17 protein-coding genes are annotated in these 20,365 nt (G+C 43.3%); 2 read left to right on the top strand and 15 right to left on the bottom strand.

The genetic code is table 11. From position 1 onward, the window contains the following. Positions 1–44: 44 nt before the first annotated feature. From GKZ87_08605 to GKZ87_08595, 3 genes are all read right to left on the bottom strand, one after another. Positions 45–1,019: a hypothetical protein gene (locus GKZ87_08605; protein ID QSI25536.1), complete on the bottom strand. Its 975-nt coding sequence runs from the start codon at positions 1,017–1,019 to the stop codon at positions 45–47. 100 nt (positions 1,020–1,119) lie between these two features. Next, positions 1,120–2,976 (bottom strand): ATP-dependent zinc metalloprotease FtsH, encoded by a 1,857-nt coding sequence (gene hflB / locus GKZ87_08600; GenBank protein ID QSI25535.1) that lies wholly within the window; start codon positions 2,974–2,976, stop codon positions 1,120–1,122. Continuing rightward, positions 2,969–3,508 (bottom strand): MarR family transcriptional regulator, encoded by a 540-nt coding sequence (locus GKZ87_08595; GenBank protein ID QSI25534.1) that lies wholly within the window; start codon positions 3,506–3,508, stop codon positions 2,969–2,971. Before GKZ87_08595 ends, hflB begins: the two co-directional genes overlap by 8 nt. A gap of 157 nt (positions 3,509–3,665) precedes the next feature. Between GKZ87_08595 and GKZ87_08590 the strand changes: the two genes are divergently transcribed. Further along, on the top strand, positions 3,666–4,805 hold the full coding sequence (locus tag GKZ87_08590; protein QSI27921.1) for a hypothetical protein: 1,140 nt from the start codon (positions 3,666–3,668) through the stop codon (positions 4,803–4,805). 645 nt (positions 4,806–5,450) lie between these two features. Here GKZ87_08590 and GKZ87_08585 read toward each other — a convergent pair. The 11 genes from GKZ87_08585 to GKZ87_08535 all read right to left on the bottom strand — a co-directional run bounded on the left by GKZ87_08585 (position 5,451) and on the right by GKZ87_08535 (position 18,493). Continuing rightward, complete coding sequence (locus tag GKZ87_08585; protein QSI25533.1) at positions 5,451–6,152, bottom strand: LrgB family protein; 702 nt, start codon at positions 6,150–6,152, stop codon at positions 5,451–5,453. Continuing rightward, on the bottom strand, positions 6,149–6,502 hold the full coding sequence (locus GKZ87_08580) for a CidA/LrgA family protein (protein QSI25532.1): 354 nt from the start codon (positions 6,500–6,502) through the stop codon (positions 6,149–6,151). Before GKZ87_08580 ends, GKZ87_08585 begins: the two co-directional genes overlap by 4 nt. Further along, positions 6,499–8,388: a YgiQ family radical SAM protein gene (locus GKZ87_08575; protein ID QSI25531.1), complete on the bottom strand. Its 1,890-nt coding sequence runs from the start codon at positions 8,386–8,388 to the stop codon at positions 6,499–6,501. Before GKZ87_08575 ends, GKZ87_08580 begins: the two co-directional genes overlap by 4 nt. A 1,051-nt stretch (positions 8,389–9,439) precedes the next feature. Further along, positions 9,440–10,363 (bottom strand): magnesium transporter, encoded by a 924-nt coding sequence (locus GKZ87_08570; protein QSI25530.1) that lies wholly within the window; start codon positions 10,361–10,363, stop codon positions 9,440–9,442. 484 nt (positions 10,364–10,847) lie between these two features. Continuing rightward, positions 10,848–11,699, bottom strand: a complete 852-nt coding sequence (locus GKZ87_08565) for an EamA family transporter (protein ID QSI25529.1) — start codon at positions 11,697–11,699, stop codon at positions 10,848–10,850. Further along, positions 11,692–13,155, bottom strand: a complete 1,464-nt coding sequence (locus GKZ87_08560) for a DUF2779 domain-containing protein (GenBank protein ID QSI25528.1) — start codon at positions 13,153–13,155, stop codon at positions 11,692–11,694. The genes GKZ87_08565 and GKZ87_08560 overlap by 8 nt, the downstream gene beginning before the upstream one ends. Before the next feature lie 48 nt (positions 13,156–13,203). Further along, positions 13,204–14,145, bottom strand: coding sequence for a WYL domain-containing protein (locus GKZ87_08555; GenBank protein ID QSI25527.1), 942 nt, complete (start codon positions 14,143–14,145; stop codon positions 13,204–13,206). A 13-nt stretch (positions 14,146–14,158) separates the two neighbouring features. Then, a complete protein-coding gene (locus tag GKZ87_08550; GenBank protein QSI25526.1) occupies positions 14,159–14,518 on the bottom strand; it encodes a hypothetical protein in 360 nt (119 codons plus the stop codon). 230 nt (positions 14,519–14,748) lie between these two features. After that, positions 14,749–15,363: a hypothetical protein gene (locus GKZ87_08545; GenBank protein ID QSI25525.1), complete on the bottom strand. Its 615-nt coding sequence runs from the start codon at positions 15,361–15,363 to the stop codon at positions 14,749–14,751. A 44-nt stretch (positions 15,364–15,407) separates the two neighbouring features. Then, entirely contained in the window at positions 15,408–16,661 is a 1,254-nt protein-coding gene (gene uvsE / locus GKZ87_08540; GenBank protein QSI25524.1) for a UV DNA damage repair endonuclease UvsE, read from the bottom strand. Positions 16,662–16,864: 203 nt separating this feature from the next. After that, complete coding sequence (locus GKZ87_08535) at positions 16,865–18,493, bottom strand: AAA family ATPase (protein QSI25523.1); 1,629 nt, start codon at positions 18,491–18,493, stop codon at positions 16,865–16,867. A 278-nt stretch (positions 18,494–18,771) separates the two neighbouring features. Here GKZ87_08535 and GKZ87_08530 point away from each other — a divergent pair, with 278 nt between their 5' ends. Then, positions 18,772–19,551, top strand: a complete 780-nt coding sequence (locus tag GKZ87_08530) for an HAD hydrolase family protein (protein QSI25522.1) — start codon at positions 18,772–18,774, stop codon at positions 19,549–19,551. Positions 19,552–19,806: 255 nt separating this feature from the next. Here GKZ87_08530 and GKZ87_08525 read toward each other — a convergent pair whose 3' ends face one another. Then, positions 19,807–20,244: a MarR family transcriptional regulator gene (locus GKZ87_08525; protein ID QSI25521.1), complete on the bottom strand. Its 438-nt coding sequence runs from the start codon at positions 20,242–20,244 to the stop codon at positions 19,807–19,809. Positions 20,245–20,365 lie beyond the last annotated feature (121 nt).

The raw sequence follows: 20,365 nt of genomic DNA, 5'->3' as shown, positions 1-20,365 counted from the left end.
TTGCTTATACAAGAGCATGCCCTGCTTTTTTCGATCCTATACACTCAATCATAGATTACATCAAAATACTTCATTTCCTGTTTACCAGCCATACCGGTATCATAGGCGGCATCCTGCAGAATTGCAAGCACAGCTTGAACGTCCGCACCATATTCGATACAGCCATATGCCTTGTCCACGACCTGAACGGCTGTATCTGTCGCTTCATGAAACATATCAAGGAAGGATGCATTGGAGGTAATCGTATCATCACAAGGATGTCTCCAAGTCGCATGCTCCTCATTTAATACATCGAAGCGCTCATCAATCGCGGGACGAACAACGTTTCCGCTGATGGCCCAGGGCTTGCGGGTAACAGCCTCCATACCTCTCAGGATAGGATACTTGATATTGTTGGGATCATACAGCAGCTTTTGTACATCATACCACGAATTCAGCGTTTCCCTTAGATCATGCACCTTCACATCCTGATGATAGACCTTACGCGCCACCGGTACATAGATGCGCGCTATCGCTTTTAAAATATCCTCATCATACTCGCAAATCTCATAGCAGGGATAATCCTTAATACTCAGCCCGCGGTATTTTTCCAGCATCATGGTATCCATCATAGACTCAAAGCGATGGTGCAATCCGGCACTGACACCCCGGCAGCTTCCCGTACGGTAAAAGATATACGGATGCGTTGTTTTATCCAGCGCCCAGTGACACAGATGGCCAAACAGATACACGCTCATACGCTCCTTCACATCCTCATGCTTCTGTGCCCGGATGCATTCGATAGCCGTTTCATAAAACTGATTGATGCTGTGGGCATGCATGGCGCTGCCAAGACGGTTCAGCGCATGGCTTTTATAGGATTCCCAAGGCTTTATATGGGAAAAGAATAGAAAATCCGGACCGTTGCTTCCGATGTAAAAAATCTGTGGATGACGCTCTATCATGGAACGGATATCATGCTTGTTCATTTTTTTCAGCACTTCCTCCGCAAAAATCTTATGTGTAATAATATTTGGCATAAAACCCTCCTCGTGCTTGCTTCACGTTTTCAATACACCTCTATTATAGCACAGGCAGCCTTTGATAACGCAAAAGAAAGCGTTGCTTTTCGCTTTCTTTCTACAATTCCTGTGCTGTTTCGAGCTGTGGAACACGGTTGACAATTTCCATAAACTGATCGCCGGTTATCGTTTCTCGTTCATACAAGAATTTTGCCAGCTCATGCAGCTTGTCCTTGTTTTCTTCCAATATGCGCCTTGCCTCATCATAAGCCTGCTGGATAAGCCTTCTGACCTCCTCATCCACGCGGGCTGCCGTCTGATCGCTGCAGGCAAGAGAGGTATCACCGCCCAGATATTTATTATTTACCGTTTCCAGTGCGATCATGCCAAAGGTCTCACTCATGCCGAGACGGGTGATCATGCTGCGGGCAATTCTGGTCGCCTGTTCAATATCATTGGAGGCACCGCTGGTTATGGAATGAAAAATCAAATCCTCAGCAGCACGCCCACCGCAGCAGGTCATAATTTTGGTAAAGGCCTCTTCCTTTGTAATCAGATTGCTTTCCTCATCCGGAACCTGTAGTGTATAGCCCAGCGCACCGCTGGTTCGCGGTACAATGGTGATTTTTGTTACCGGCATGCTGTTTTTGGCTTTTGCGGCAACCAGAGCATGTCCGATTTCATGATATGATACGATCAGCTTTTCCTTGGTGGATATCACGGCATTCTTTCGTTCATATCCTGCAATCACCGTTTCCACGCTATCCTCCAGATCCTTCTGGATAACCTGATTACGATTATCCTTTACCGCAAGCAGTGCCGCTTCATTGATAATATTGGCAAGCTCTGCGCCACTGGCACCGGCTGTTGCTCTGGCAATCGCTCTGAAATCAATGTTCTTTCCCATTTTAACATCCTTCGCATGTACAAGCAGTATCGCCTCACGTCCGGCCAGATCGGGCAGGTCTACAGGAATACGGCGGTCAAAGCGTCCCGGACGAAGCAGTGCCTGATCCAGTGATTCCGGGCGGTTGGTTGCCGCAAGAATAATGACACCCGTGCTTCCATCAAAGCCATCCATTTCCGCAAGCAGCTGATTCAATGTCTGCTCACGCTCATCATTCCCTCCGACACCGGCGCCATCCCGCTTTTTTCCTATGGTGTCAATCTCATCAATAAAGACGATACACGGTGCTTTTTCGCGGGCCTGCTTAAACAAATCACGTACCCTGGCTGCACCGCGGCCTACAAACATTTCCACAAATTCCGACCCGCTGATAGAGAAGAACGGAACATTTGCCTCCCCTGCAACTGCCTTAGCCAGCAATGTTTTTCCGGTTCCCGGAGGACCGACCAGCAATGCCCCCTTTGGCATTTGCGCTCCTATTTTTTTATACCGCTCTGGGCTTTTCAGAAATTCCACCATCTCCTGCAGAGCAGCCTTTGCTTCCTCCTGTCCGGCAACATCAAGAAAGGTTTTTCCGGTCTGTGATTTTACATAAATTTTAGCATCGCTTTTTCCAAAGCTGCCAAGACCGCCGCCTCCCCCAAAGCTCATAGCATCTCCGCCCATTTTTTTCTGCATTCTCTTAAACATATGATTTCCCAGCCAGAACAGCAAAATGATTGGCAAAATACCGGTAATCAGAAATGACAGCCATGGATTCATTTCCTTTGTATGTACCCTGGTAAACGTCGCTCCTGCATCATACAGCCGCTGCGACAAAGCAGTATCTGTTTCCATCGTTTCTGTCTGATAAATTGTCTTATCATCCTTTTTCAGTGTATAGCTGATACTCTGATCACCGATTTCCACCTTATCGATATGCTTCTCCACCGTCTGCCTGATAAAGGTATTGTAGCTGACATCCTTGATCCGGTTCTGTTCCATTGCGGAAAAAATCAGGTTTCCGGCAACGATAATAACCAATATCAGCAGATAATAAAAATATAAGGGTTTCTTTTGTTTATTCATGCTCACACCTCCTGATGCATGTATCCAGCAATATGACTGCATGCAGAATCTCAGTAATTTGCTCTCTGGATATGTCGTGAAACAGAGAATCCACAAGCCTTGTTTTCATCTCGTCTGAAATCGTATTCAACGCTTCCTGCTGCAGGGATACATAAACGATACGTTCATCCTGCGTACTGCGTCTTCGCTGTACCAGCCCACGCTTTACCATTCGTTTGACGACACCGCTGACATTGGATGGCTTCATCATCATCCTTTGGGCAAGCTCACTGATTGTCACTTCATCCTCCTGCAGCTCCAGCATGATCAGACATTGAACACCTGTGAGCTGATAGGCACTGCAGAATTCATTCATCCGGCTCATAAGACTTGCATAGATACTGCGAAACATCCGCAGTATCATTTCCTCTTCACTCATATGCTCCCTCCTGATTACTTCATATGTAAAATATTTATTCATACTATAATACGAAAAAGAGCAGCTGGTCAACCACTCCCTGTGCAAGTCCATAATTCTATTTAATCCTCCCATAATTCACATAAAGATGTGGGCGAAACCACCATGCCGTTTTCCCTATTGCACATAACGTAAAGTAGGGGGTGATTATATCGCAACAGGTACTTTACAGATCCATACCACATGTGGTCTTGGACTATTCAATATTCCAAATGCCATGATCCGCATCACATTGAAGCATGGCGATGTGCTGGTCTATGAGGATTTCTTTATGACAAAGGAAGATGGAAGAACAGCGGATATTCCATTGTATGTGGATGAATCGCAGATTGCCGGCTATGAAATCGATATCCGTGCAAAGCAATTCTGTTCCCGCCACGTTGTCCTGCCTCTGTACCCTGGTGTGCACAGCGAGCTGCTCGTCTGTATGTTGCCGGAAGCAAAGACACCTTGTAAAGCTATAGCGCCCGTATGCTGTAAGCTGCACGAAAGCCGTACATCCACTGTTTCCCTTGACGCCTTTCTCTATGCCCTGCGCTACCTGAATCCTACCTTGCCGGCAGAACTGCTCCGCCGGCGCGCAGAGGATATCTGGAAGCAGCTGTCAAAGGAGACAGGTCAGGATCCTATGCCCTCCTGCCTGCTGCTTCATCAGCGTGTGTGTACGCTTGCCGAAGATATTTTTAGGAAGCACACCACTCCTGCGCCGGATGCTGCTGCATCCTCTTCCCTGACGCAGGAACAAAGCAGGCAATGGCTACGGTTTATAACCTCGTGTATTCCCATATGTGAAAAAGCAGATAGCCATACCGCTACAGATATACTATGCAGACAGCTTCATGTTTCCAATATGCAGGCTGATAACGCAGCAGCTGATGATAAAATTTTCAGGAGGCAGGCTGCACTGCAGGCTCTTGTGAACAGTTTACCCAAAGAACCTGCCCAGCTTACACCATGGGAGGCATGGGAAGCACTACTGCAAAGTACAAAGGGCTGTTATCAAATCCTAAAGCTGTTTTACGGAGAGTGTCAGCTGCTGGAATGGCTTACAGAAATACAAAAGGACAAAACAGCCTTATCGGCACCAGAATGGAAGCAGCTACTGAAAAAGGAAGCGGAAGGTCTCTGCCATATGCTGCAGGATCAGGATATTCTGAAGCGTGAGCCCCCTATTTCAACATGTTCGGATATTCGCATGCAGTTGCAGGCAGTATTAAAAGCCTATCACTGCAAGCAGGATGATACTTCCTTTTCAAAAAATGTATGTGAATTTCAAAGACTGCTCGGACTTCCCATAGATGGCAGACTGCATGATCGTGACTGCAGACTGTTACAGGAAATCAGCAGTGAGCTTAACATTCCTCCCATATAAGCGCGAACTTATAAACACAAAATGATAGCAGTGGAGAAGGAACACGATCATAACGATGTTCCTTCTTTTGCTGTACAACGATACACCTAGCTATCTATTATGAGGACAATATCCTGTTGTTGCCTGGTGATTAGGTATAAAGCACATACCGGCATCCATACGATACAATGCTTTGTATAACTACAGCATCATAGTACATCAGGTAGAAACAGACATCCTGCAGCAATCGTAAAGCTGTGGCAGAAGGAGGATAAATCCAGGTCTTAAGACTGCCCTGCTTTTACACGAGCTGACGGTTATGCCCTTTATGATACATACGTCTTTTTATTTCATTCAGCATATCACAGGGAATAACAAATCTGAAACAGCTGTCATTTGCTTGGCCGTCATAAGCCTCTGATAAGAAAAAAGCGAGAAACCCTGTGCTCATCCGGTTATCAATTCAGTTTTTCAATTTAATTTATCAATTTAATTTTCAGCTTAATCGTGAATCAATGCTATCTGTACACAGAAATTTTATATATGAATCAGTATCTATATGTATTACAGAATGCATAAGCAAACAAAAAGCCGAATCCTACGAAACGATCATGAGGATTCGGCATCTTTCAGACTGTGTTAAATACTTTTATCAGGAAAACTGGTTTACAGCAATGTAGATACCAGGCTCCATACCGGTGGTGCAAGAAAGACGGTAAGGATACCGCAGACACCAATGGCTAGTGAACTCATAGCGCCCTCCACATGTCCCAGCTGCAAAGCCTTGCTCGTACCGATGGCATGTGCACTGCAGCCCAATGCAATACCGCGTGCAATCGGATGCTCAATACGAAATATACGAAAAACGAATTCTGCCACAACTGCCCCGATGATTCCGGTAACCAGAATAGCCAGTACGGTAATGGCCTGAATACCGCCAAGCTCTGAACTAAGCTCCATTCCGATCGGTGTGGTGATGGACTTGGGAACCAGACTGGCAATTATTTGCGGCTCCATCTGTACGATCCATGCACACAGCAATGTAGATACCAGTCCAACCGCAATCCCGCAAACGATTCCCACCATAATTGGAAGAAAATAATTTTTCAGGCTCTGTACCTGCTGATACAAAGGAACAGCCAAAACGACAGTTGCCGGTCCAAGAAACAGCGAAATGATATCTCCGCCCAGCTGATATGTTGTTAAGCTGATTCCACTCAGCATAAGCAATGCAATGACGAGAATAATCGCAATTAGCAGCGGATTGAGAAAAAGCAGCTTTGTTTTCTTCTGCAGCCACAATCCAACTTCAAAGGCCGCCAGTGACAACAAAATTCCAAACATCGGATTTTCAAGCAGCGCCTTCATGATTTGGATTTCCTTTCCATCATATGCTGTATGATACGTCCGCTGCAACCCATCGTTATCACTGTTGTCACAAGACAGATCAGCAGCATCCATCCCCATAAGCCCTCCATTGCGGAAAAGCTGGCCATGAGTGCAACTCCGGCAGGAAGAAAGAAAAACGGCAAATGACCAAGCAGAAAATCAGATACAGTAGCGATCTGTTCCAGCTTTACCACATGTTGCTGCAGCAGTATAAACAAAAGAATCATACCGACCAGACTGCCGGGAAGGGGCAGAGACAGTGTTTTACTAATCAATTCTCCCGCATAGTACAATCCGAAAATCACCAGCACCTCGCGAAATATCTTCATGAGCGTTTCCCCTTTCGCCCGACAGAATAGCCTCCTGCTTTCTTCATTTGTCCCGGCTTATGAATATCCTTACGATTTTTCCCCTGATAGCCGCTGACCGGCTTCCCTTTGCGATACGGAATCAGGCATTTTGGAGAATTCCCAACCAGATCCATACGGTTTGCCGTTTTCAAAGCCTTATAAACAAGCTCATAATTTTGTGGATAGGTAAACTGCATCAAAGCACGCTGCATCGCTTTTTCCTCATAGGTTTTTGCCACGTACACTGGACGCATCGTTTTTGGATCCAACCCGGTATAGTACATACATGTCGCCGGTGTTCCCGGCGTCGGATAAAAGTCCTGTACCTGCTTTGGGGTGTAATGTATCTTTTTCAGATAGCAGGCAAGCTCGATGGCAGCATTCAGATCACTACCTGGATGTGAGCTCATCAGATAAGGTACAATGTACTGATTCATATGAAATTCTTCATTTTTCTGTTTGAATTTATCAACAAATTTCAGATACAGCTCTTTTCTCGGCTTCCCCATCTTATCCAGCACAGCCGCATTGATATGCTCGGGAGCCACCTTTAACTGTCCGCTGATATGATGCTGCACCAGCTCGTCAAAAAACTCATCATTTTTATCATACATCAGATAATCATAACGGATACCGGAGCGGATAAACACCTTTTTCACCCTCGGCAAAGAACGAACTGCACGCAGGATTTCCAGGTAGCGGGAGTGATCGACCTTCAGATTAGAGCAGCCCTTTGGAAACAGGCATTCCCGGTTTTTACAGGCGCCAAATTCACGCTGCTTGTCACAGGCCTCTCTGGAAAAATTGGCAGTAGGGCCGCCGACATCATGGATATATCCCTTAAAATTCGGCATTTCTGTAATCCGCTTCGCCTCATCCACGATGGAATCCTTGCTTCTGGTGGATATCACACGTCCCTGATGATGCGTGATGGCGCAGAAGGCGCAGGAGCCGAAACAGCCACGGTTGCTGACAATGGAAAACTGCACTTCTTCAATGGCAGGTATGTAGGTATAACGGGGATGATAGGTTCGCTCATACGGCAGAGAATACGTAAAGTCCATTTCCTGCTGTGTCAGCGGCAGCGGCGGCTGATTTTGCACGACATACCAGCCATCATAGGGCTCCACCAGCACACTCGCCGCAATGGCATCAATGTTTTCATGCTGTACGTGAAAGCTTTTTGCATAGGTGCGCTTGTCTGCACATACCTCGTCATAGGATGGCAGCAGTAAATAATCACTCAGATATTCCAGTGATTTTGTTTTCCAGCAGGTACCGCGGATATAACAGAGATCCTCTGCACGCAGACCGCTGTTTAAAGCATCGGCAACTTCAACGATGGTATTTTCTCCCATTCCATACATTAAAAGATCTGCCTGAGAATCAATCAGAATACTCCTGCGTACACGGTCATCCCAGTAATCATAATGAGACAGACGGCGCAGACTTGCTTCAATACCGCCAATCAGTACCGGCTTATGCGGAAACAAGCGCTTGAGAATCTGTGTATAGACAATAGTCGGACGATCGGGACGCTTTCCCATAACCCCCTCATCACTATAGGAATCCTTATCCCTTCTGCGTTTATTCACGGAATAATGATTGACCATGGAATCAATATTTCCAGCAGAAACAAGGAAGCCAAGACGCGGTTCACCAAATTGTGTGAATTCCTCATCGTTATGCCAGTCCGGCTGCGGCAGAATCGCACAGCTATAGCCATATGCCTGCAAAGTTCTCGTTATAATAGCACAGCCGAAGGAAGGATGATCCACATAGGCATCTCCACTCACATATACAAAATCTACGCTCTCAAATCCCTGTTCCAGCATTTCCTCTCTGGTTGTTGGTAAAAAAGCCATAACAATACACACTCCTCACTTGCGTTATAATCTTACCATACTTTTACGACGGTTCCCATGGGATTTCCATGTTTTTCACGATGTTTTATAAGATAGCCCTTACACCATGTCCCCTGCACAAAAAAAGGCAGTTGCGGAAACCACCTTTCAGGAATAGAAGTCAGATTGCTAGGTTTTGGTTGTAAAGTTATAGAGGATAAGACTGAACAGTATGTGAGTAGAAGCATTCTGCAATCTTGTTAGTTAAATCTAACTTCTTCTCTTATAGAATACAGCATAAGTTAGCCGTTGTCAACTGTTTTTATATTATCTCCCCTATAGCAGTCAATGCTTTATAAACGCAGCTAATCGGTAAGCATACATCAGTAAAAAAATGTTAGAAGCGACACACATATCAAAAGCATAAAATGCTTCACATACTTTATGAAGAGTATGGACTATGTGAAACAACGCATTATTATAATATATAAGCTCAGGCTCTTTCAGATGTTTTTATGATTCGGCAATGAAACAGAACTCCCCTTTTTCTGCAGTGATGTGTAACGTTGTTTTATAAAAAGTTGTTTCCGTATGCTTCTATATAGCATTTGAAGTATGGATAATAAAAAGACGGCCGAGGAACCGTCTTTTATCATTAGAAGTCAGATCAATCATTATGAGTTGGTTGTAAAGTTATAGAGGAAATAAGAATACAGTACGTGAGAAAGGAGCGTACTACAATCTTGTTAGTTTTATCTAACTTCTCCTACATTATATGCAATTTGTTAGCCTTTGTCAACTTGTTTTATCATTTTTTTATTTGTTTTCTTGTTATATCATGATTTGTCTTTTCATATCATGTTGGTTATTTGGATCTTTTTGCTTCTTATATTCTAATTACACCGACTCCTTCTAGCCTCACATACAAATATGAAGTAGCATGCACATTGCTTTGAACAGCGACATAAAGCCTTTCACAAATACACGGCTCTCTTGTTGACGTAAAAACACCTCCTGATTGTTTGCCTGAATAACTGCATGGCAGACGGCAGAAAGGCTCTTTGTAGGAGTATCATTTCAGCATATGCTTCTTATAGAGAAGCCAGACACAGATACCTGCCGATCCTAGAGCAAGAAGAATGACAAACGGATAACCGTATTTCCAGTGAAGCTCTGGCATACCGGTAAAATTCATACCATACCAGCCGACAATCAGAGTCAGTGGAAGAAAGACAACCGTCACGATCGTAAAAATATACATCAAACGGTTCAGACGGATATCCACCTGTGCCTGATAGGATTCGCGAACCTGAACACTGTAATCCCGAAGCTGCAGAGTATGCTGCAGCAGACGTTCAACTCTGTCAGAGCATATGCGCAGATGGTGAAGATGTTCTCTGACAAACAAATCGTTCTCATCCTCCAGCAATTCCTCACATACATCACGAAGCTGTCCATCATATTGCAGCAGATAGCGGATTTTGTTGCGTATAGCGGTGATTCTCTGGTTAAAGCTTTGCAATTCATTGTTTAAAACATCATTATCCAGTTCCTCTATCAAATCCTCCAGCAGGTCATGCTCTGCCTTGTGCGATTTCAGCAGCTCCTCAAAAAGCAGGGACAGGATATGCTCGACACTGAGCTGTGACTTTGGCAGCTCCTGAAGCAGCGAAATATACTTACGCAGCTGCTCATAATCCTGTGTAATCAGAAACACTTCCCTTTGACGACAGTATATGCCAATTTCCGCACCAGCTTCCTCATTCCCGGTTTTTAAAGGATGAATAAAGCCAAAGCAATAACCGTAATAGCTGTCCATTTTATGCAATGTGCGGCTTTGGTCCATATGAAGCAGTTCAAAGAGAGTTGCCTGTGAAAAGCCAAATTCATTCGATACGGATGTCCATTCCTTTGGTGTATAGATGCCGAACAGAAACTGCGCTTCTGCTTTGTTTTTGATAGTTATTTCCTGTTTCTTATACAAATCATACAGCATGTTCCCACTTCCTTTTGCTTATTGTATCACAGAGATATCCGGAAAAGAAAATATGTTGTCCTAAAACCCATATTCCAGTTAATGAATAGCAATCCTTTGACTACTACAGGAAGCAAACAGGAGTTAACACTTATTCGGTTGTAAATAACAAAAAACGAAGAAATAACTTCCTATCAAGAAATTTAATCTTATTTCTTATACCATTTGCATGCTTATGCTTGCACTGCTTTTCGATTCAGACAGCGTGTGAATGTTTGACCGCCTATCAATCAAATCCCATCTTCAACTATACGTCCAAAGGGCTATACATGAAAGCGCGCGGTATTCGTAAGGAATGACATTAAAATCCCCTAGCCTCTAGGAAGGAAGCCACGATATTATGAGCTACTTTAATCGGCAGACAGGTTTACGCAAGAATCAAAAGCAAGGCTGCACTGCCGTTTGATCAATTTCCTATAAAAAAAAGATTCATCTTTCAATCGCGTTACGCAGATGAATCATGAAGGAGTATGCCGCCTAGGATTGCTGCTATTCCTATACCCTGCAGCAGTGAGGCCGGCTCCTGCAGGATCATTACAGACAGAAGCAGCGCCACACAGGGATCCAGATAACTGCCGATTGCAGCATGAGAGCTGGATAACGCGTGCAGAGATGTAAAATACAATACATAGGCAATACCGGTATGAAGTATTCCGATACAGAGAATCCACGGCCAGGAAGCAAGAGGAATCCGGCTGATTTCAGGTACTCTGCCTTCCATAAGCAGATAGATAAGCAGGATTCCTGATGAAAACAGTAATTGTAAAAACGTAAAATACAGGCCGTCTATTTCCTGAAAGCAGCGATTGGTAAGCAAAACACCTGCATAGCATACAGCTGCCAAAGCCGCAAAGACGATCCCCTTCATTTGCATCCCGCCATAGGCTATCCGCGTGATAAAAAGCAGACCAATCATCGTCAGAGCGATTCCCATGACATCACGCCGTCCTATCCTTTCATGAAACAGCAAAACAGCCGCGACCAGCGCCAATAAGGGAGCCGTATAGTAAATTACGGTTGCGATGGAAATCGTTGTATACTCATAGGCTTCAAACAAAAACACCCAGTTGAAGCCTAGAAACAAAGCCGATAACAGTACATAGCATACTTGTCTGCGATGGATTTTTTGTACCCTTTGCTTTTGAAACAGTAGGATCCCTCCAAGAAATGCTGCCCCAATCAGTGTCCGCAAGCAGGCAAGCACCTCACTTGTAACCTCTGCCTGACGGACAAACAGCCCCAGTGTACCAAACAAAAACATGGCAGACAGATAGGCTGCCATAGGGTGTTTACTCACGTATCATATCCTCCAGAGCATGATAAACAATATATTCGGCATAGGTATCCATAGAGCAATACTGCTCCAGCTGCCGATAAAGCTCCTGTTTCTTTTCACCATCCGCACTACAGTATTCTCTCCATTTTTCAACCGCATCCATACCATAGGAAATATCCAGATCCTCATAATGATAATCGGAAAAGATAGGAACCAGCTTTTTCAACGAGTAATAGCCAGCCATTCGCGTATCATATACATTTCCTGTAGAAAACGGCAGTGACAGATCAATCATCCGCTCCCAGACAGCACGAAGCTGTTCCTCATATTGCGGAAACTGCTGTGCCAGTTGTACCAGACGAAGCTTTTCAGCACCTTCCATATTATAGACAAGAATACTGCCGCTTTTTGGTATCTCCCTGAGCAGATGCTCGATAAATTCCTTGCGGCAATCCCCTTCTCCAATATATCCCGCATGACGCAGCTGTCCGTGTTCCTCTACGTGCAGGCTGTATTGAAATACCAGAACATCAAAGGGCTTCATCCCTTTATAGGGTGGAAACGCATATGTCTCCCATTCAAAATCCAAATAGGAAACCGGTTCCTGAATATGCGCTTTTTTCCAGCAGCGCAAGGCCCCCTTATCCACATACAGACCATTGTTGCGTGCTGCCATGATTTGTGCATACTGATGCCGTGTTCCTTCTATGCGATTGATATCCGCTTCCTGCAAGGATGTAATTCCTTCCTGATGCATAGCATACTTGTGTGCTGCCTGTACAAGATTAAGAATAGAATCATCCGGCAGCTCCTCAGGAAAGCAATCCGCATAATACATGCACTTTCCTCCGCGTGTACAAATCTGACTGCGTTTGATAGGTACCTCTTCCATTTGCTCACAGGTATGCAGCTTCTCCAGAATTGCGTCCAGATCCACTGTCTGCTGCTTCAAAAGCTCCTGAATCGTTTTATGCGCCTTATTTTTACTATTATATAAATACGCATCAATCTGCAGCAGCTGATGGACATCCAGCTCACTGCCCCGTACGTAGTCTGCACGTAAGTGAATGGCATATACCTCATCAACAGAAACCCCCAGCTTATCCAGTACCGCCAGATTCTGTGCTATTTTTACTGCCTCCTGCTCTTTGGGATAACAGCTGCGATAGGTAAAATAAAGTATCCGTTTGCCGTTTTCCTGAATCAAAAACGGTATGTTGATTCTTAAATCCTTATAAACAAAACGCGCATGAATCAGCACACGCTTTGTCGAAAGGGCGTCCAGTGCCAGATCACCGCTGTCATTCGCCTGCCCGGCAAAAACATCCTCATCACGAATCATCAGCAGCTGTTTTACCAGCTCGCTCATGCTTTCATTATAATTTACAAACGGCACAAATTCTTTTTTCTTACGCCGTGAGAGCCAGAAGGCCCTGGGACAGCGTTCATATTTTTTTATATCTGTAAGATGCAGCATCCATATCAACTCACTCTCTAGGTAAAATTATAGCAGATGTAAGGAAAATTAGGAATATAAAGAGAGCATATCTTTTGCAATCGCCTGAATTTCCTGCTTCAGGTCTTGCGGTGCTAAAAGTCTGCACTGATTTCCCAGCGATAACAGGAAGTTTCGGGCACTGATTCTTCCTTCCATAATCGTAACCAGATACAGCGTCTGTTCATCAACCCATTCCATTACCGGTGATATACCGGGCTTCTTCTCGCTGATGAGCCGAGCACTTTCCCCGTAAACATATAGCTTTAGCTCAATGACTTCATCCTTCATCAGTCCTGTTTTTCCAATATAATCATGAATATGAAAATCGGCATCCCGGACAAATCGCCGTCTGGTCAGCTGCACGTTTCGCATACGCTCCTCACTGAATTTAAAATTTCGATAATCTCTTGCCTTTAAGGAATAGGCAAGACAGTAATAGCTCCCCTTGACATTGATAATCTCATAGGGGTGAATCACAATGGTTTCAAAGCTTTCGGCATGCAGACTCTTATATTGCAATTCAACGGATAAAGACGCATCTCTTGCCTGCTCACAAATGCGAATCATGGATTTCATCGCTTTGGATACATCTGCATTTTCTTCCACATACACGCCGCTTTCTCTCACCTGCAGTGTTGTCGTTGCCAGAAATTTATCAATTCCTCTGCAAAATGCCGGATATGGCAGAAAGTCACGATGGCTTTCCAGATACCGTCTGGACTCCTGAAGGGCACGCAGTTCTTCCTCATATAAGCCCGCCACCGGCAGCAGAGAGCCTGATTTTAACTGATAGCCGCCATATTTACCGGTTGTCCCCTCAATTACATAGCCCGCTTCCTCCAGCTCCTTTCGATATTCCAGTATATTACGCACATTGGTATCCAGCTCAGCCGCAAGCTGTTCCCGTGTCATAAATCCACGGGATCTCAATAATTGCAGCATACGGATACAGGCAGCACATCGTTTCATCGCTTCTTCCTTTCTATGCTCTTGCAGGCAGGTTGTAATCCAGTGGACAATACCGGGACGGGTATGGCCCAAAAGCTTCCTTGACCTCTTCCTCCTTTGGAACGATCCCCAAAAATGCAAGTGGAAATATCATTTCTCCAATGCAGCGATCCAAAGCGAAGCCAAGAGCCTCCTCCACCTGTACAGCACCTGCCTTAATCAGCAGCATCACAATCTTTTCATTTCTTGTAAACACAGCATGTATCAGAATGGGATATCCATTGAATATCCAGTTTGGATCCGCTCCCATGCGTAATGCGCGTCGCAGTCCTCTGACATCCTCATTCCATACAGCATTCAACATTATTGTTGCCAGTCTTCTTTCACGTTTCATAAGGCACATCCTTTCTTGATGTCTTTATGATATGCCTCATTGTTACATTATACATGTAACAATATAAGAAATCTATAGAAAAAAACAGATTTTCCAGGTATCCATTTAAAGAATGCAGTTTCTTTGTAAATTCACGAAAACAAGACATGAAAAGACTGATTCGCCGCCTAAACCATTAAAGAAACAGAAAAAAAAGCAGATTCGCCGGAATCCACTTTTTAACTTGTCGGTTAATCCTCCATACCGTTTTGTGTATTGTTGGAATTGCTATTGCTATTTTGTTCGTTGGCATTCTTGGTGGTACCCGGATTGGATGGATCTGTTACACCGTTTGATCCGGTATTACTGCCTGCTGTTCCGCTATACGTATAGCTCGGGAAGGCGCTCACATAATCATTCCAGTTCTGGTTGGCGTCATACAGAAATAAGAAATCACCATTTACCTTTGCTCCATATTCCTGCTCCTTGTTATCGATGCTGACCTTAACCCTTCCGTTGTCCTTTGCTTCCTTCAATACCTTTTTCATATTGTCATCATCGGATTTCACGCGGTACAGATAGGCAGTGCTGCCATTGTAGTCAAAGCTTCTGCCCTCATATGCTGCAAAATCGATATCTGTGATTGCCTTGGAATTTTCAAATTTCAGCCCTTGCTCCTTGAAATAATTCATTACATTATCAATGCTGTCCTCTGTTTTATTTTTGGCATCCTTGACGCTTTTTTCCGCAGCTTCCTTTGTTTGATTGGTTTTTGTATTTGCATCCTTTTTGTCATTCGTGCCGCAGCCGCTCAGCAATGCTGTTAAAAGTGCTATGCATGCTGCTTTTTGTATTTGTTTATTCATATTCCAGCCTCCTGTCATAGGTAGTATGTCTCATCCTTTTTGTTTTATACCTCATAGGTTTTCAGAAGGAGAATCGCATCATATAAAGAATACTGTGCTGTCCGCTCACATGCACGAAGCATCGTATCCAACAGCTGCTCCAACGTTTTTTTATCATCTTCGTAAGCTGCGATACTTTTCTGCAAGAGCAGCCGTGTGCGCTGTTCCCATTCCACACCTTGTAAAATATACTGTACAATTCGTTGTATAGCTGCCTTTCCATGCTGTCTTCGCCCGATATCCTCAGCAACATGATAGAAATCTAGACTACAGATGCTGGATTTCTTATGTATCAGTTTATCCCATGCTTCATACAGCTGCCTGCTTTCCAGTAGAAACAAGAGCTTATATCGGCTCCATTCCCGATCAGGATATATCAGATTGCCATGCAGAAGATTTTCGCATTTGATTGCAGAAATATTTTTATCCTTCACCTCCAGCATAAGATCCATGTCAATTCCTTCCTGCTCCTGTACAAAGTCCAGAAAGGTATCCGTGTCAATATGCATAGCATGTGCACCAATGCGTTTTTTCTTGTCCTGCTGACAGAAATGGACCTTCATGATGCCATCCGCTGATGTCCAGGTTTTTGCGACAAGCTGCAGCCATTCACGCTGTGTATGTTTTGCTTCAGGAGGAAGAATAGCATGATGCAGATTATCAAATACAACCGGAATATGTAGCTGTCCGGATAACTGCAGTACATCCTCTATGGTATAATAGCGATCATCATTCTCGATAATCAAATGTTTTTTTATTATTGGATCCAGCGTCTGATAAACCTGCGCAAATCTTTGCATCGCCTGTGCCTTGTCGCCATATACGCCTCCGATATGCAATACCATTTTATGTGTCGCATCCAGCCCCATTGCCTCTAGTATGGAAGCATGATAAAAGAGCTCGTCAATACTGCGTGCCACAACGTCCTCCCGCAGCGAATTGATAACACAGTATTGTCCCGGATGCATGGAAACACGCAGACCGTTTTCCCTGATATATGCGCCGATTGTAGAAAATTCCTGCGCATATTCATCTAACCATGGCACAGTGTTTACCGGACTGCTGCCAAAGGGAATCATATCCGAGGACAGGCGGTACATGCGGATATTTTGCGATACGTTGTATGCAAGCAGCTGCTGCAGTGTTGTCAAATTAGCAGTAATAATGCTGCGCAGACGTTCCTTAGTAGCGAATTTCTGAATACATGTTTCAAAATGAAATCTTGGATCAAGACAGATACAGGCATAGCCGATGTTCATAAATTCAGCTCCTTCCACCTGCTTTTAGTGTAACCGGAATAAGCAGGAATATCATTATGGAAAGCGTATTTGATGATGATCATGAACAACAGGAAACGGTATCAATCTTTTTGCTCAGTAATTTTTATTGAGGATATTTCGTTTTTGAAGGCATTCTGAGTAAACAAAAAAAACTATGCCCCAAATAATAGGACATAGAATCATTACTGTATATGCATAGAGACCTGCTTTCCACGATGTGCCAATCCAATAAGAATGATAGTATCAATCCCTGCAGCATAGTGTTTCTCATACATTTGATTACATGCAGATTCTGCCAGCTGCTGTAGATCTACCTTCTGATCTTTTGTAAATTTCAATTCAAACATAAGAGATGGTTGATTAACATGTTTACTTTGCAGAAAGATATCGTAGCGACCTTCTCCCTGCTCTCTATTACTGACTATATCATAGTAATTTCGCAGCCACATACACATTCCAAGTAACAGCATGTGATAAGAATTTTCTCTCTGCAAGTCATGATAGCTTGTATTCGTTAATAAAACTTTTTGATATTCCTGCAGGAATACTACCCAATCATTTTTCTGTAATGCATGAAACATCGTAAACATCGTATTTTCACTGATCTGTAAATAAGCTGCAGTCAGAGATTGAAATTCACGTACAACCTCCTGATTGGGTATCCGTAGCCTGTAAACACCTTTAAGCAGATCGACTTCTTCTGCCACAGTCAGATATCCAGCATTTACAAACAATCCCCATAAACTACTCGTTTCCTTTAACTCATAAAATGAAGTTTCAAAATTCACCATAGCTGTAACTGTATCATTTTCTATAAGTTTCTCATAGCCTTCCTGAAAAACTTTATCGCATGATTTCATAGCATTTTTGATCATTGTATTGGAACTCGTATTCACCCAGTAAGGAATCAGTTGCCTTCTATCCAAATAATTTATGATTGACCATGGATTATAGATGTCTGTGCCTCCCATATTATATCCATCATACATCTGCTTTATCTCATCCGTAAACGGAATATCATAGGCCTGTAATGCAGCTTTAACTTCTTCCTCTGTAAAGCCGAAATATTGTGCATAGCGACTGTCATTTACGGTACAGACCAGCAAATTGTTTAAATCAGAGAATATATTTTCTTTCGCAACCCTCTGTATTCCTGTAAGCATGGCATATTGCAAATCATTACTTGTTTTTAATGAGGTATGCAGCATGGACGCTAGACTATTGCGAAGCTCCTCGTAAAAGTCAAGTGCATGCGCTTCAATAAATGGGGTATCGTACTCATCTATAAAAAGCATAACTCTTTTTCCATAAGATTGATGGCATTTTGTCATCAGAAAACTGATTGCATTAACAACAGTATGCAAAGAATTATCCTGTAAATCAGAAAGTCCGCTCATAATGATATCAAATTCCGGTTTTTCAAACATGTCAATATTGGCAAGAACATTCTTATTTTTCTTATATTCTTTTAAAAGCTGAAGCTTCATTTGCATTACTATATTGTTTTTATCCCCTTTTGCATCAGCGAAGGAAAGAAAAATTGTTGGATATGAATTGATGACATCCGCATATTCCGTCTGCATAATTGCAGTATTCTTAAATATGTCTCTGGAATCTTTTGTAATATCAAAAAAATCCGCAAGCATACTCATATTGATTGTCTTTCCAAATCTCCTTGGCCGTGTAATCAGCGTTACCGTGGTTTTCCGCTCCAGAAATTCGGCTATCATCATACTCTTGTCAACTGTATAATACTCCTCTTCCCGCAACTTCTGATAACTATTTACGCCAATCGGTATTGCTTTTTTCATACAAACACCTGCCTTCTTTCCACATTATATATGATTTTTACCAGTATGACCATATCCAATCAAAATTCTTCTAAATAAATACGATGGGAGCTGCTCTCATAAAATAAGATAACACGCATTGAAACACATCAGCCAGATAAATACAAGTCGAATAGTTTTTTTCATTCTTCCCCAACTATCCAGCCTATCCCTGTTTCCAACAATCAATACATGCATTTTACCCTTGTCATTTACCAGTGCAGACGGTATGATAATAGCAGATTAAGGAGGATAGCATCATGGAAAAAAAGTATCTGTTTTTTGATATTGACGGGACACTCACAGATAATGCGACAAAGCAAATCGTCCCCAGTGCGCAGGAGGCACTGAACCGCCTGCAGGATGCCGGTCATTTCGTTGCCATTGCGACAGGCAGGGCACACTATAAAGCAAGGGGCTTTATGGAAGCTGTCGGGTTACACAATATGGTCTGCTGCGGAGGTAATGGTCTTGTGATCAGGGATGAGCTGGTTATGAATACACCGCTGGAACGTGATAAGGCAATCGCTGTATACAAGGAGGCGCGCAGTCTTGGCTATGGGGTATTGGTCATGCTGGATGATTCCATTGATGTATATGATGTGGACGACCGTTTCCGTCAGCAATGTGGAGAGCGCAAGGAGCCAACCAATTATATCATCGATCCAGCCTTTGATATTGATAAGGTAAAAGACATTTACAAGCTGTATGTCTCTATTCCAAAAGAGGAAGAGCAGCGTCTGACAAAGAAGGATACACTAGGGAATCTTCGCTTTGTCGAAGCGTATCTGATGTTTCAGCACGACCGCAAAAAAGAGGGGATCCTGGATATGATGGAGCGCCTTGGCGGTTCTATAAAGGATGTTGTCGTATTTGGTGATGATTATAACGACCTGGTGATGTTCGATGATGCATGGTTCAGCATCGCTATGGGAAATGCATGTGATGCATTAAAAGATAAAGCAGATTATGTTACAGAGCGCAATGTGGAGGATGGAATCTACAAGGCCTGTGTAAAATTTGGATGGATCCAGCCATAAGCACTCGATTTCATACTTTACAGCATATCTTTTGTCAAACAAAAAGGAAGCTTCAAATTATGATGTATATATCAAAGTTTGAAGTCTCCTTTTTTTCGTTTGTTAATACTTTTTGTATGCAGCTGTTACCGCTCACTGCTCTACAAAAATGGAAGCATACTAGAAGTATCTGCTTTTACCACCGTTTATAAAGCATAGGATTTCAATCCTTTTAAGAAGCAAAGACCGTTTTCCCTTCTATTCTCACCAATTCCTCTATTCCAGCTTATCCAGCAGCTTCAGCATGGTATGCACAGCATCCGCAAATTCCTGTATTTCCTGAGCACTTAGCTTCTGCTGCATTTGCTCATACAGCGCACCGGCATCCAGTGCATTCTCCTGCAAAAACTGTTCACCACGCTTTGTTACGCCAATATAAACGCTTCTGCGGTCATTGGGATTCTCCTTGCGCTCCACTAAATCATATTGATACAGACTGTCAATGATATGGGTAGCCTGCTGCTTACTCAAACGAAGTGCCTTTGCCAGCTCTTTCATCCTTAACTGCCCGCAGCTTTTCAGCGTCATTAAACAAAAGTAGGTCTCATAGCTAATCTGTTTGGATTTCTGTTGTCTTCGAATGCTGCGTTCCACCTTATAATGCCAGTGCGGCAGAAGCCGGATCAGCTCCTGCATGAAATTTTGGTCATTCATATGTTATCCTCCTCATTTGGTATTGACTTATTTTCAAAAACAGATAAAATACAATTAGTACATAATTATGTACTATCTATATTTATTTACCTTATAAATCCATGATAGCTTACGGATAGCC

The sequence above is a fragment of the Erysipelotrichaceae bacterium 66202529 genome, from assembly GCA_017161075.1.
Lineage (GTDB): Bacteria > Bacillota_I > Bacilli_A > Erysipelotrichales > Erysipelotrichaceae > Clostridium_AQ.
This window is presented reverse-complemented; position numbering and strand designations above follow the sequence as displayed.